This is a genomic window from Elizabethkingia argenteiflava (assembly GCF_009904105.1).
GTDB lineage: Bacteria > Bacteroidota > Bacteroidia > Flavobacteriales > Weeksellaceae > Elizabethkingia > Elizabethkingia argenteiflava.
Window position 1 is genome coordinate 1 of sequence record NZ_JAAABJ010000525.1, and the last position, 13,409, is coordinate 13,409.

The following is a 13,409-nucleotide window of genomic DNA, read 5'->3' on the forward strand; positions in this document are numbered from 1 at the left end:
CTATCCATAACTGGGGTATCGCATTATCACAACTTTATGTTAAATTTGGAGAGAGAATTCTCAAGGAAAAAAACAGCTTTTGAGGAGCATTAATTTAGAACCTGACACAGTTCGGGTGACACTCCCTATTTATGACACAGTTCGCGATACACCCTCCGATACACCCTCGGTCAGTGTCCTTTTATTTTTTTTAATTTCTATTGCTGGTCGTTTGAATTATATGCGGACGATGTTCAATTGCTTACATTTAGTTTATGCTTTTAATATCTCAGGTTAACATGGGGCACAAAGTATTCTTAGCCTCGATTTATAGGTATATAACTTCTGTTACTTAAGTATTCCAGGAAATCTATTCCCTTTCCATAAATGTATGATCATCTTGTTTTTTATGAATGATAAGGCTTAAAATTTGTCATCAGTTCTAATTACCCATAGATGAATCGATTTATATAGAAATAAAAATCTTTTTTGGTATTTTTCATATACTCCATATGCGAAACTCTTTCAGGGAGTTTATTCCCCAAAAGGATGACTTTTCAAAAGCCATCCCTGGGGTTTGATTCGTTATCTATGTTATTTTATCATCAGCACTTCCTCTACTCTAATTTCGGTTATAAAACGTCTCATACCTTCTTTATCTTCATACTCCCGATAGGTTAGCTTACCTTCAATAGCAATCTCTTTTCCTTTGCTTACATATTTTTCAAATATTTCAGCCAGTTTTCCAAAAGCTATCAATTGATGCCATTGGGTTTCTTCTACTTTCTCTCCTTGGGTATTGGTATAATAGTCATTTGTAGCTAAACTTACGGATGCTTTCATCCCTTTGTTAAATTGAGTGATTTCTACCTCTTTACCCGTGTGTCCGAATAAAATAACTTTGTTTCTCAGTGTCATGATTTTGGTTTTTAAGGTTATACTTCCATGATTTTGCTGATCCAAAGTTGCCTATAATCCAAAAATATAATCGGTAAAAAAATATTTATAATCATTTGTAGTCGTTTGTAAATGAATAATTTATTATATTTGAGAAGCTTAATAAAATAGCCATGCAGGTTTGTCTTGAATGTGGAGATAAGATGTTAGGACGTTCTGATAAGAAATTTTGTTCGGACGGCTGTCGTAATGCTTATAACAATAAACACAATAAAGACTATACTAATCTCATGCGCAATACCCATAATCGTTTGCGCAAAAATTATCGTATTCTTTGTCAGGTTAATGAAGAGGGTAAGACTAAAGTATCGAGGCAGAAGCTAGTGGCTTTAGGTTTTGATTTTAATTTTATTACCCAAACTATTATCTATAAGAATGGTTCTGAGTATAGATTTGTGTATGATCAGGGGTATAAAATACTGGAAGAAAACTGGATTTTATTGGTGAGAAAGTACCGATCTAGTCATCCATAAGAATATACATTAAGCCTTTAAAGCTGATGGCTTTTTTTGTACCTTTGACATTTCAAATTCATGGATGCAGTATTTATCATAAATCCGTTTTCGGCCAAACAACAGTATAAATCTTTTTTAGAAAAACTTACAAAAAAATATCCAGAAGCCAATTTTTTGCTCTCACAATCTATAGAAGATACACATAGATTTATAGATGCCCATTTTGACTGTGCAAATATTTTTGTAGCAGTAGGGGGCGATGGTACCATCTCTACGGTGGCTCAAAAGTTAATTAATACAGATAAAATCCTGGCAGCTTTTCCCTTGGGATCGGGGAATGGCTTTTCTAACGAAACTCAATTTACTCAAGATATAGCAGATCTTTTACAAAAAATAAAAAACAAAAGATTTTATAAAATAGACACCGTTATGATCAATAACCATTTATCTATTAATATATCGGGAATAGGATTTGATGCTGAAGTGATTAACAGATTTGAAAAAACCAGTCGTGGATTTACCAATTATTTAAAAACTACCTTAAAAACATTTTTTGGGTATCAGCCTGTGCAGGTGGAATTTGAAGAAAAATATAAGCGCTATAATGGAAATTATCTAATGATGAATGTTGCCAATACCCGCCAGTTTGGCAATCATGCTTATATAGCACCACAGGCTAATTATAGAGACGGTATGGTGGATATAGTATTGGTTAAAAAATTCCCATGGTGGTACTCCTTTAATTTTGCTTTTAGAATGTTTACCAAAAGTCTAAAAGGAAGTCATTATCTCACTTATTTTCGAGTTTCTAAACTGAGCTGTAAGGTGGAAAATTCAAAAGCTTGGCATTTAGATGGGGAAGGTTTAAACATAAACTCTCCTGTAGAGATAAAAGTGCTGCCTCATAGTTTAAATGTTTTAGGAAATCAGGTTTCCTAAACTCAGCAGTACTTTGCGTATAAGCAGATTTTCACTCTTTCTCTCTTATATTGTATTTTTTATAGCATTTTTGTAACAAATTAAATTAAATTTGAACTACTTATTTGTATACAAGTAGTTTTGGTAATTTAATTTAATATTACAATGAAAAAGAGAAAAATGTTATTGCTTACTTTACTTACGGTAGGCAGTCTGGCTTTTGCTCAAGATAACTTGATCAATAGTTTAAAGAGTAACCAGTCAGAAAATCCAGATTTTAAGTTCACAACTCTCAAGGAAGTCGGAAGAACTTCGGTTAAGGACCAAGGTTCCTCGGGAACTTGCTGGAGTTATTCCGGAAATTCCTTTATAGAGTCTGAAATGATAAGAATGGGAAAACCTGTAGTCGATTTAGCAGAAATTTTTACAGCTCGTAATGTTTATCGCGATAAAGCAAAGCGGTATGTGTTATTTGGAGGAGCGCTTGAATGGGGTGATGGAGGAGAGCTACACGATGTTATTAATATGTATAGAAAATATGGAGCCGTTCCTCAGCAAGTCTATTCAGGTTTAGCTTTGGGGCAGACCAGAAATAATTTTGGAGAGATGCAGGCAGTTATAAAATCCATGTTGGATACTTATGTCAAAAATCCACAAGGAAAGCTTTCTCCTAATTGGTTAGAGAATGTTGATAATGTTATAGACAGTTATCTAGGTCAGGCACCCAAGGAGTTCACCTATAAAGGCAAGCGTTACACGCCGCAAACATTCGCTAAGGAGGTGGTAGGGATTAATCCAGATGATTATGTAGAACTTACTTCTTATAAGGATTATCCATATTACCAGCGCTTTGTAACTCCTGTACCCGATAACTGGAGTCATGATAGCATGTGGAATGTACCTATGGCAGATCTAACAAAAATTATTGACAATGCAGTAGACAAGGGTTATTCTGTCGGATGGGCTACGGATGTTTCAGAACCCTATTTTTCTTATAAGAACGGAGTGGCTTATGTACCGGATATCGATTTAAACCATATCGATGCAGAGGTTAAGGCCAGTCTTTTTAAAGGTTCCAGGCCTGATAAAAAAATTACCGAAGATATGAGGCAAGAAGCGTTGAATAATCTAACCACTACCGATGATCACGGTATGCAAATTGTAGGTTTAGCCAAGGATCAAACGGGGAAAGAATATTATATGGTGAAAAATTCCTGGGGGCTTACCAATGACTTTCAGGGTTATCTATATGTAACAAAGCCTTATGTTCAATACAAAACTACTGGAATTCTTGTGCATAAAAATGCCATTCCAAAAGATATTATAAATAAAATGAAGCCTAAGACAGGGATCGGAATATAGGGTATTGGATAGAATTTTTTATTAGTGAAAAATAGCCGATGTGCATCGGCTATTTTTATTCGTTTTTTTTAATAGGGCTCACTGAGCTTAAACCTGAGTGGATAATTGATCGTTATCCTGAACCTAAAAAAAGCAAAGAAGCGATCAATACTGTCATTTTTTACTTTTATTTTTTAGCACAAGTTTTTAAGATATATAAGTGATGCCTGAAGACCCCTGGTTTCTAATAAGTAGAATCCCTATAGGTTAACCTTAATTCTGGATGTTTTTCTTTAATAAAATCAGCAAATTGCGCTAATATATAAGTGATAAAAGAAAAAGCTACCGATGATGAAATGAGGTTTAAAACTATTGGAGTACTTTAAATAAACAAGCAGCAATCAGACCTCCTAGGATGGGACCTGCTACAGGAATCCATGCGTACGACCACTGACTACTACCTTTAATAGGTAAAATAGCGTGCATGATCCGAGGACCTAAGTCCCTTGCAGGATTGATGGCATAGCCTGTAGTTCCTCCTAAGGATAAGCCAATAGCCCAAACTAAGAAGGCTACAGGTAAAGCACCTACACTACCTAAGCCTATCTTTGCAGAGGAATCCATTTCTATCTTTATATTAGCATCGCTAATATAAAATATTACAAAAACCAGTACAAATGTGCCAATAATTTCGCTGGTGAGATTGGAAAAGGGTTTTGAAATAGCCGGAGTAGTGCTAAAGCAAGCAAGCTTAGCCGTTTCGTCTTCGGTAATTGCAAAATGATCCTTATGGAATAGCCATACCAAAAAGGCACCTATGAGGGCTCCTATCATTTGAGCACTTATAAAGGGTAAAACGGATTCCCAGGGAAATTTCCCCGCATAGGCTAATCCGATTGTTACAGCCGGATTCAGATGGGCACCACTGATGGGGCCTGCGACAGTAACTCCTATAAATACCGCTAAAGCCCATGCTGTGGAGATAACCATCCATCCTGAATTGTTTCCTTTAGTCCCTTTAAGAACCACATTGGCTACAACGCCGTCGCCCAAAAGTATAAGCAACATGGTCCCGAGTAATTCTGCTAGAAATGGTGTCATATAATTTTTTTTACTTGATTTATTATTTATTCTTCTATCCAGCTTTGAGCGCGTTTTACCGCTTTGTGCCAGGATTCTAACATTTTATTGGATTTCTCTTCGTTTAAATTCGGCTGAAATTCTTTATCCACTACGTGTTGAGCATGAATATGCTCAATACTATCCCAAAAGCCTACGGCCAGACCAGCGAGATAAGCAGCTCCTAGAGCCGTAGTTTCCAGTGTTTTCGGGCGTATAATCTTAAAGCCAAATAAATCGGATTGTATTTGCATGAGCAAGTCGCTCGAAGAAGCCCCTCCATCTACCCTTAATTCTTTACTTTTAGTGTCAGCATCTGCTTCCATAGCTTTTACAATATCATAAACCTGAAAAGCTATCCCTTCTAAAGTAGCCCTTGCGATATGAGCGTTGGTCGTACCGCGAGTTATGCCTATCAGGGTGCCACGTGCATATTGGTCCCAATAAGGAGCGCCTAGACCTGTGAGCGCAGGCACAAAGTAAGCGCCTCCATTGTCTTCTACTGTCGAGGCCAGTTGGTTAACATCAGAAGCGTGATCAATAATTTTTAAGCCATCCCTTAACCATTGTATAGCAGCTCCTCCTACAAATACACTTCCCTCAAGGGCATAATTAACTTTACCATTGATTTTCCAAGCTACCGTGGTGAGCAGATTATTTTTAGAATAAACCGCCTCTTTCCCCGTGTTCATCAGTAAGAAGCAGCCTGTACCATATGTATTTTTCACCATGCCCGGTTGGATGCACATTTGACCGAATAAAGCCGCCTGCTGATCTCCTGCTATGCCAGCGATTGGAATTTTTGTAGAAAACAAGGTGGTAGAAGTTTCCCCGTAGACCTCACTGCTCTGTTTAATCTCAGGGAGCATGGCCCGTGGAATATCGAAGAGTTTTAATAATTCATCATCCCAATCCAATGTGCGAATATTGAATAACATTGTTCTACTAGCGTTCGACACATCTGTAATGAACATTTTTCCCCGGGTTAATTTCCATATAAGCCAGGTATCTACTGTTCCAAAGCAAAGATCACCTGCTTCAGCCTTCTCTCTTGCACCTTGAACATTATCCAGAATCCATTTTAATTTGGTGGCCGAAAAATAGGCGTCTAAAACGAGTCCGGTTTTCTTTTTAATATTGTCGGCGTGTCCTTGTTTTTTTAATTCATTACAATAGTTGGAGGTTCTTCTATCTTGCCAAACAATAGCATTGTAGATAGGTTCACTCGTATGGCGATCCCACACTATAGTGGTTTCTCTTTGATTGGTAATTCCAATTCCAGCTACTTCCAATCCAGAAATCCCCGCTTTTGCTATTACCTCTGCAGCCACTGAAATTTGGGAAGACCAAATTTCATATGGATCGTGCTCTACCCAGCCTGGGGTGGGGAAAATTTGTTCGAAACTGCGTTGGGATACAAATTTAATTTCTCCGCTTTTATCGAAAAGTATTGCGCGTGAAGAGGTGGTCCCTTGGTCAAGTGCTAAAATTAACTTTTCATTCATTATAATTAATTTACTTGTTTTTTTTCTAATTCAGTAGGGTGATAAGGCACTAAAAGATATTCTTGAGCCAATGCAATAAATTTTTTAGTTTCTTGTTCAATTTTTTGCGGATTCCAATCTCTTTCGTTAGCAAAAATATGCGCTATTTTTTGAGCGGAATCTATAGCTGCTCTAGCATCTAAAAACAGAAGACGTACTCTTCTCGCCAACACATCTTCTATCGTTTCAGCCATTTCATGTCTAATAGCCCAGATGACTTCGGCTACTGTAAACTCATGTTGTGGATGGATTTTTTCTGCGAATTTAGGATTTTCTTTTTCTAAAGTTTTTAGTTTTGCAATATCGGAACCGTATACGTATAAATGATTGCTTCTATCTACACTTTCAGCAAGCATATTTCCGTGGATAGAAAGATTTTTTGTTTTTGAAAGCTCTTTTGGGAGCTGATGTACTTCAATAGCTTTATCTATAGTATCCTCTGCCATTTGTCGGTAAGTCGTCCATTTACCTCCGGTAATCGTAATGAGTCCCGTTTCGGAAGTAATGACTTTATGGCTTCGGGAAACCTCTTTTGTGCTTTTGCTGCCATCTTTAGGAGCGGCTAGAGGTCGTAAGCCTGCAAAAACGGAGAGTACGTCCTCTTTTGTAGGTTTTTTTGATAAATATTGATGAGCGGTTTGCAAAACAAAACCTATTTCAGTTTCCAGAGCTTTTGGTTCGAAACTCGGCTCGGCTACTAATGTATCTGTTGTTCCTACCAGAGCTCTTCCATGCCATGGTACGACGAAAAGTACCCTTCCATCAGATGTTTTAGGTATCATGATCGCGTCATTACTCTTCAGGAAGGATTGGTCTAGCACTAAGTGGATTCCCTGACTAGGGACGACGAATTTTCCATGTTTCGGATCGTTCATCGTAAGAATCTCATTGGTGAAAACTCCAGTAGCGTTAACCACTACCTTAGCGTTGATTTTGTAGTGCTCTTTTGTAAATTGATCTTCCGCCACTACTCCTGTAACCTTATTGTTCTCATTTTTTATAAGATTCACCACCTTAGTATAATTGATCGCTGTACCTCCTTTTTCCACTATGGTTTGAGCTAAATTTATGGCCAGACGTGAATCGTCAAATTGACCATCCTGGTAGAGAACGCCACTGCTTAAACCTTTTTGCTCTATATTAGGCAGTTTTTCAATAGTTTTTGCCTTATTGAGGTATTTTGTTTTTCCTAAACTTAATTTACCAGCTAGGAAATCGTAAATAGACAGTCCTATTTTGTAATAAAATCCTCCCCACCAAGTGTAGTTTGGTATGATAAAAGATTGGTTTTTAACGAGATGTGCTGCATTTTTTGCCAAGAGCCCTCTTTCAAATAAAGCTTCTTTCACAAGGTCTATATAACCTTGTGCCATATATCTCACGCCGCCGTGTACCAGTTTAGTACTTCGGCTGGAAGTGGCTTTTGCAAAATCATGTGATTCTAGCAATAAGGTTTTGAACCCGCGAGTCGTTGCATCTAGTGCAGCACCTAGGCCACTAGCTCCTCCTCCAATAATCACAAAATCCCATTCTTGATTTTGTAAAATCTTTCTGAGTTCTTCTTTTCTTTTCATTTTGTTTCGTTTAATATGACTTTTGTAAAAATATGAAATTTTTCGAAACATTAAAAATAAAATCTGTGATTTTTTTTACATTTGAAAGCATATAAAAACAAAAATTCAATGATAGCCAGACACAATAAAATCTTAAAGGATTTGGAAAAAAAAGAATATTTATTGGTGCAAGATCTCTGCGAGAAATATAATGTATCTTCAGTAACGATTAGGAAGGATTTAAGTTATCTAGAAAGCTTAGGTTTGTTATACCGAACACATGGGGGTGCTAGCAAAAAATCGCGCTTTGCTTATGAAGAAAACGTTAATGAAAAAGAAAATATTAATGTAGAATCAAAACAGGTAATTGCCAAAGCAGCTTCTAAAATGATCGATGAAAACGATTCTATTATCATAGCTTCCGGTACTACCATGCATTATTTGGCCAGAGCTTTGGAGCGTTTTCATAAATTAACGGTATTAACGTCTTCTCTAAGAGCCGCACTGGAACTCTGTTCCATGCCCAATATTGTCGTAATACAGTTAGGAGGGGAGGTGCGCAAGAGTTCAGCATCCATTGTAGGGTCTATATCAGAAGAAGTCCTTAAACAGTTTTCTTGCCGAAAGCTTTTTTTAGGTGTCGATGGCATTGATTTAGATTTTGGAATTAGTTGCTCCAGCGCTGCAGAGGCACATCTCAATCAGGCGATGATCGCATGTGCTGAAAAAGTTATCGTATTAGCAGACTCTTCTAAAGTCAATAAAAAGGGTTTTGGTAAAATCGCAGATATAGACAGGGTAGATACCATTATTACCGATAAACATATAGATATTGAAATAAAGGCGAAACTAGAAGATTTAGGGGTAGCAGTGGTGATGGCTGAATAAATATAGGTTTGGAGGATTGCGTTCCAAGGTAAGGCGAGTAGAGAAGTACCACTAAAGTTTATGGCCTTTATTTAATAGGCTTCTCGCAATAGATTACCTTCATTTTTTTTGATCTTCTAATTTTTTGTTGATTATGCTAAACCATCTGTTATCAAAAAAATCAATGCATGGTTCTATAGGGTGTATTTGGATAGGGTATAGCTCCTTTTTTCCTTGTAAAAAACGCTAAAAACAGGCTTTAATTGAAAAGCATTTCTTATCTTTGTCCCTATGCAAAAAATTCTTATTATCGAGGATGAAAAAGCTATTTCTGGCGTTTTATCCAGCATTCTTGAAGAGGAGTGCAAAGGTTATGATATAGTCGTTGCTGAGGATGGTCTGGAGGGATTTAAATTAATCGAAAAAGAGGACTTCGCGTTAATCATTTCGGATATTAAAATGCCCAAAATGGCGGGGAATGAATTGTTAATTAAAACTTTAGAAATAAAGCCGGATGCTATTTTTGTAATGATATCAGGTCATGCAGATATAGACACCGCTGTAAAATGTCTAAAAGATGGGGCTTATGATTTTATTTCTAAGCCTATTGATATTAACAGGTTGATTACCAGTACGCGAAATGCCTTGGATAGGAAGACGTTGCAATATCAAAAAAATATTTTGCTTACAGAAAATAAGCAGCTTAAAAAAAGAATTACCAAAAAATACAAAATGATAGGCGATTCTGAACCTTTGAAGCAGATTCAGAATATGATCGAAAAGGTAGCCCCTTCCGATGCCCGTGTGCTCATCACGGGACCCAATGGAGCGGGTAAAGAATTAGTAGCTCACGCTATTCACGATCTTTCAGAACGTTCAAAAGGTCCCATGATAGAAGTTAACTGTGCGGCGATCCCTTCAGAATTGATAGAGTCTGAGCTATTTGGACATGTGAAAGGTTCTTTTACTGGTGCTATCAAGGATAAACAAGGTAAGTTTGAGCTGGCTCATTCCGGCACCATATTTATGGATGAAATAGGAGATATGAGTCTGGTTGCCCAAGCTAAAGTCCTGCGCGCATTGCAAGAGGGTAAAATATCCCCTGTGGGAAGTGACAAAGAAATTAAAGTAAATGTACGCGTTATTGCCGCTACCAATAAAAATCTTTTGGAAGAAATAGAAAAAGGTAGATTTAGAGAAGACCTTTATCACCGACTTTCTGTTATTGAAATACGTGTTCCCAAGCTGGATGATCGTAAAAGTGATATACCCTTGTTGGTAGAGCATTTCGCGCAGCTTATTGCAGATGAACAAGGGAATGCTAAAAAGGTCTTTAGCGAAGAGGCGATAAAAGCCTTGCAAAACTTTAGTTGGACAGGAAACGTTCGGGAGTTAAGAAATGTGGTAGAGCGATTGATCATTCTGGGGCAAAACCCCGTTATTGCAGATGATGTTTCCAAATTTGTGCAAAAATAATTTATGAAATTTTTAGATCAAGAATATACGCGGGCTTCTTTGAAGCTCGCATTACCTGTAATGCTTACTCAGCTGGGACAGGTTTCTGTGAACTTGTTCGACAATATGATTGTGGGGCAATTATTAGGGGGAGAAGCGCTAGCTTCTGTTGCTTTAGGAAATTCTGTGTTTTTTTCCGCATTTGTTTTTGCGATGGGCTTTTCCTATGCCATACCACCATTGGTTTCGGAGGCTCACTCCCGAAATGACCACAATAGGATTAATAGTGTATTTCGCCACGGTTTTATTGTTAATATCAGTATAGGGTTATTAATGATGATTCTGATTTTACTTGGAATGCCTTTGCTTTATCACATGAATCAACCTGCCAAAATTATGCCGGCAACCATACAATTTCTGTCGGTCATGGCATTGAGTATGATTCCTTTTATGGTTTTTCAAACCTTTAGAGAAGTTTCTGAAGGCTTGTCTTTTACTATGGGCGTCACCAAAGCTACCATCGCTGCCAATATTGTAAATATTATATTAAATTATGTTTTTATCAGCGGGAAGATGGGGTTTCCTGCAATGGGAGTAAGGGGGTCTGCCTTGGCTACTTTAATCGCCAGAGTTTTTATGGTGGTATTCCTGTATGTTATTTTATACCGTGATGAAAGAACTTCCCAATATATAAAAGTGTTTCATCTAAAGATTAGTGGGTTTTCTAAAAAAATGTTTGCTAACTTATTAAGGTTGGGGCTTCCTACGGCCTTACAACTTTTCTTTGAGGTTAGCGCCTTTGCAGGAGCGGCTTTTATTTGCGGTTTGGTGAGTTCTGTCGATATAGCAGCACATCAAATAGCGCTAACGCTAGCTTCTTTTACCTTTAACCTAAGTGTAGGCTTTAGTGTAGCCTCTACGATTATGGTAGGTAGAAAGTTAGGAGAGAGAGATTTTATGGGATTAAGAGCTGTAGGCATCAATAATCTCAAAATAGCGTTTCTTTTTATGCTGCTTTGTGGCTTAGCTTTTATCATAGGCAGGAATATCTTGCCTTACTTTTTTGTTAAAGATAATGACATTCAAGTGGTGTATATAGCGGCAAAATTACTCATAATAGCATCACTTTTTCAGCTTTCAGATGGTATCCAGGTGACCTGTCTCGGTTGTCTAAGGGGGTTTCAGGATGTAAAAATACCCAGTATAATTACTTTTATTGCGTATTGGGTAATCACCATACCTTTAGGTTACTTTTTATGTGTTGTATTAAAAATGGGAAGCGTAGGAATGTGGATGGCTTTAGGGTTGGGATTAACGATATCGGCTTTATTTTTAGTCGTTAGATTTTGGAAGCTTTCGCGCAGGAAAATAAGTGTTAATTTATAAAACTTTACTTTTCTTAACATAAGATCTTAACTTTGGTTTGTAGGCTGTAATGTAAAAGAGGTATAGATGAGGTATGTTTTCCCTGATAGGAGGAGAAATAAACTGATTTTATTTAGTAAATAATCTATGGAAAAGCCTTCGATATTTCGTATTTTTGTAACATGAATTCATTAGTAGATAAATATAATATTCCAGGTCCACGCTATACCTCTTATCCAACTGTTCCTTATTGGGATATGGAGAGCTTTTCGGTAGAGCGGTGGAAGAAATCTGTAGTGTGTTCATTTAAAGAATCCAATGCAGAGGAGGGGATTAGCATTTATATTCATCTTCCTTTTTGTGAATCATTATGCACTTTTTGTGCCTGTCATAAAAGAATAACCAAACAGCACACTGTAGAGGAGCCTTATCTGAATACAGTGCTAAACGAGTGGAGACTTTATCTAAGTCTTTTCAATGAGCGACCCAAGTTAAAAGAACTTCATTTGGGTGGAGGTACACCTACCTTTTTCTCTCCAGAGAACTTGAAGCAACTATTAATCGGGATTTTTGATACCGTAGAAATAGCCCCAGCACCTGAATTCAGTTTTGAAGGACATCCTAATAATACGAGCTATGAACACCTGAAAACCCTTTATGACTTAGGTTTTCGAAGGGTGAGTTTTGGAGTGCAGGATTACAATGAAAAAGTTCAGAAAGCTATCAATAGGGTACAGCCTTTTGAGAATGTCAAAAATGTAACCAATTGGGCCCGAGAAATAGGCTACACTGGGATAAGTCACGATCTGGTGTTCGGCTTGCCTTTTCAAGATTGGAACGGAATGGAAAATACCATTCGCAAGACACTAGATTTAAAACCCGATCGTTTGGCTTTTTATTCCTATGCTCATGTTCCATGGATAAAGGGAGTAGGCCAGAGAGGTTTTGATGAGAACGATTTGCCTTCAGGCGATGAAAAGCGCAAACTCTATGAAAAGGGTAAAAATTTGCTTGAAGAATTAGGCTATTTTGAAATTGGTATGGACCATTTTGCTCTACCGCATGATGATCTTTACCAGTCCATGGAGAAGGGGAATCTGCACCGCAATTTTATGGGTTATACCCCTTCCAAAACTCAATTGATGATTGGTTTAGGAATGTCCGGAATATCCGATAGCTGGTATGCTTTTGCTCAAAATGAAAAAACAGTGGAAGGGTATGAAAAATTGGTGAACAATGGAGAATTTCCTGTGATCAAGGGGCATGTACTCAATCAGGAAGATTTGGTTATTCGCCGGCACATTCTCAATCTTATGTGCCGATTAGAGACATCTTGGGGAAGTGATACGAGCTTTCCGGAACTCGAAGACGCTATCGAAAAATTACAGGAGATGCAGCGAGATGGACTGGTTGAATTGTCTCATGACAAAATCAAAATTACCCCAGCCGGACGTGCCTTTACTCGGAATGTTACCATGACTTTTGATTTGCGGATGCTTCGTAAACAGCCTGAGACCAGAATATTCTCAATGACAGTGTAAATTGTTTTGAGGTAAGATAAGCAGGGCTTAGATGTTTTTAAAATACTTGTTAAACTAGAACATGGGCTTGTTTATATAGGGTTTGAGCGTTGTGATCTATTTGAGATACTCGTCGTTTATAAAAAATGATGAACAGTTTCAGGCTTAGAAAAAATACCAGCGTTCTTTTTCTGAGCAATCTCTGGACTATAAAATTTAGCATCTATAAAATAGTCATTTAAAATCAGTTTTCTAAAGTCCTAATCAAAAAGTATTTTTTTTAGTCCGCATACCCATAGGGGGCGTTTTTTGAAGTGAATTTTTAGGAGATGATGA

At 37.4% G+C, this 13,409-nt stretch carries 11 protein-coding genes; 7 read left to right on the forward strand and 4 right to left on the reverse strand.

What is annotated here, in order from left to right; translation table 11 throughout:
- Nucleotides 1-573: 573 nt before the first annotated feature.
- Nucleotides 574-897, reverse strand: a complete 324-nt coding sequence (locus tag GNY06_RS08435; protein ID WP_166519673.1) for a single-stranded DNA-binding protein — start codon at nucleotides 895-897, stop codon at nucleotides 574-576.
- A 152-nt stretch (nucleotides 898-1,049) separates the two neighbouring features.
- Here GNY06_RS08435 and GNY06_RS08440 point away from each other — a divergent pair, with 152 nt between their 5' ends.
- The 3 genes from GNY06_RS08440 to GNY06_RS08450 all read left to right on the forward strand — a co-directional run bounded on the left by GNY06_RS08440 (nucleotide 1,050) and on the right by GNY06_RS08450 (nucleotide 3,671).
- Entirely contained in the window at nucleotides 1,050-1,409 is a 360-nt protein-coding gene (locus GNY06_RS08440) for a hypothetical protein (RefSeq protein ID WP_166519674.1), read from the forward strand.
- A gap of 60 nt (nucleotides 1,410-1,469) precedes the next feature.
- Nucleotides 1,470-2,330, forward strand: coding sequence for a diacylglycerol/lipid kinase family protein (locus GNY06_RS08445; protein ID WP_166519675.1), 861 nt, complete (start codon nucleotides 1,470-1,472; stop codon nucleotides 2,328-2,330).
- A 159-nt stretch (nucleotides 2,331-2,489) separates the two neighbouring features.
- The gene (locus tag GNY06_RS08450) at nucleotides 2,490-3,671 is read left to right on the forward strand and encodes a C1 family peptidase (RefSeq protein ID WP_394350833.1); all 1,182 of its coding nucleotides are present in this window, start codon (nucleotides 2,490-2,492) and stop codon (nucleotides 3,669-3,671) included.
- A gap of 348 nt (nucleotides 3,672-4,019) precedes the next feature.
- Here GNY06_RS08450 and GNY06_RS08455 read toward each other — a convergent pair whose 3' ends face one another.
- The 3 genes from GNY06_RS08455 to GNY06_RS08465 are packed head-to-tail and all read right to left on the reverse strand — an operon-like array spanning nucleotide 4,020 to nucleotide 7,887.
- Nucleotides 4,020-4,751, reverse strand: coding sequence for an MIP/aquaporin family protein (locus tag GNY06_RS08455; protein WP_166519677.1), 732 nt, complete (start codon nucleotides 4,749-4,751; stop codon nucleotides 4,020-4,022).
- Nucleotides 4,752-4,777: 26 nt separating this feature from the next.
- Nucleotides 4,778-6,274 carry a glycerol kinase GlpK gene (glpK, locus tag GNY06_RS08460; RefSeq protein WP_166519678.1) on the reverse strand — a complete coding sequence of 499 codons (1,497 nt, stop codon included), beginning with the start codon at nucleotides 6,272-6,274 and terminating at the stop codon, nucleotides 4,778-4,780.
- A 5-nt stretch (nucleotides 6,275-6,279) separates the two neighbouring features.
- A complete protein-coding gene (locus GNY06_RS08465; protein WP_166519679.1) occupies nucleotides 6,280-7,887 on the reverse strand; it encodes a glycerol-3-phosphate dehydrogenase/oxidase in 1,608 nt (535 codons plus the stop codon).
- Between the two features lie 108 nt (nucleotides 7,888-7,995).
- Here GNY06_RS08465 and GNY06_RS08470 point away from each other — a divergent pair, with 108 nt between their 5' ends.
- The 4 genes from GNY06_RS08470 to hemN all read left to right on the forward strand — a co-directional run bounded on the left by GNY06_RS08470 (nucleotide 7,996) and on the right by hemN (nucleotide 13,094).
- Entirely contained in the window at nucleotides 7,996-8,754 is a 759-nt protein-coding gene (locus GNY06_RS08470) for a DeoR/GlpR family DNA-binding transcription regulator (protein ID WP_166519680.1), read from the forward strand.
- 270 nt (nucleotides 8,755-9,024) lie between these two features.
- Nucleotides 9,025-10,209 carry a sigma-54-dependent transcriptional regulator gene (locus tag GNY06_RS08475; protein WP_166519681.1) on the forward strand — a complete coding sequence of 395 codons (1,185 nt, stop codon included), beginning with the start codon at nucleotides 9,025-9,027 and terminating at the stop codon, nucleotides 10,207-10,209.
- Between the two features lie 3 nt (nucleotides 10,210-10,212).
- The gene (locus GNY06_RS08480; protein ID WP_166519682.1) at nucleotides 10,213-11,574 is read left to right on the forward strand and encodes an MATE family efflux transporter; all 1,362 of its coding nucleotides are present in this window, start codon (nucleotides 10,213-10,215) and stop codon (nucleotides 11,572-11,574) included.
- Nucleotides 11,575-11,735: 161 nt separating this feature from the next.
- Entirely contained in the window at nucleotides 11,736-13,094 is a 1,359-nt protein-coding gene (gene hemN / locus GNY06_RS08485) for an oxygen-independent coproporphyrinogen III oxidase (RefSeq protein ID WP_166519683.1), read from the forward strand.
- Nucleotides 13,095-13,409: the final 315 nt, after the last annotated feature.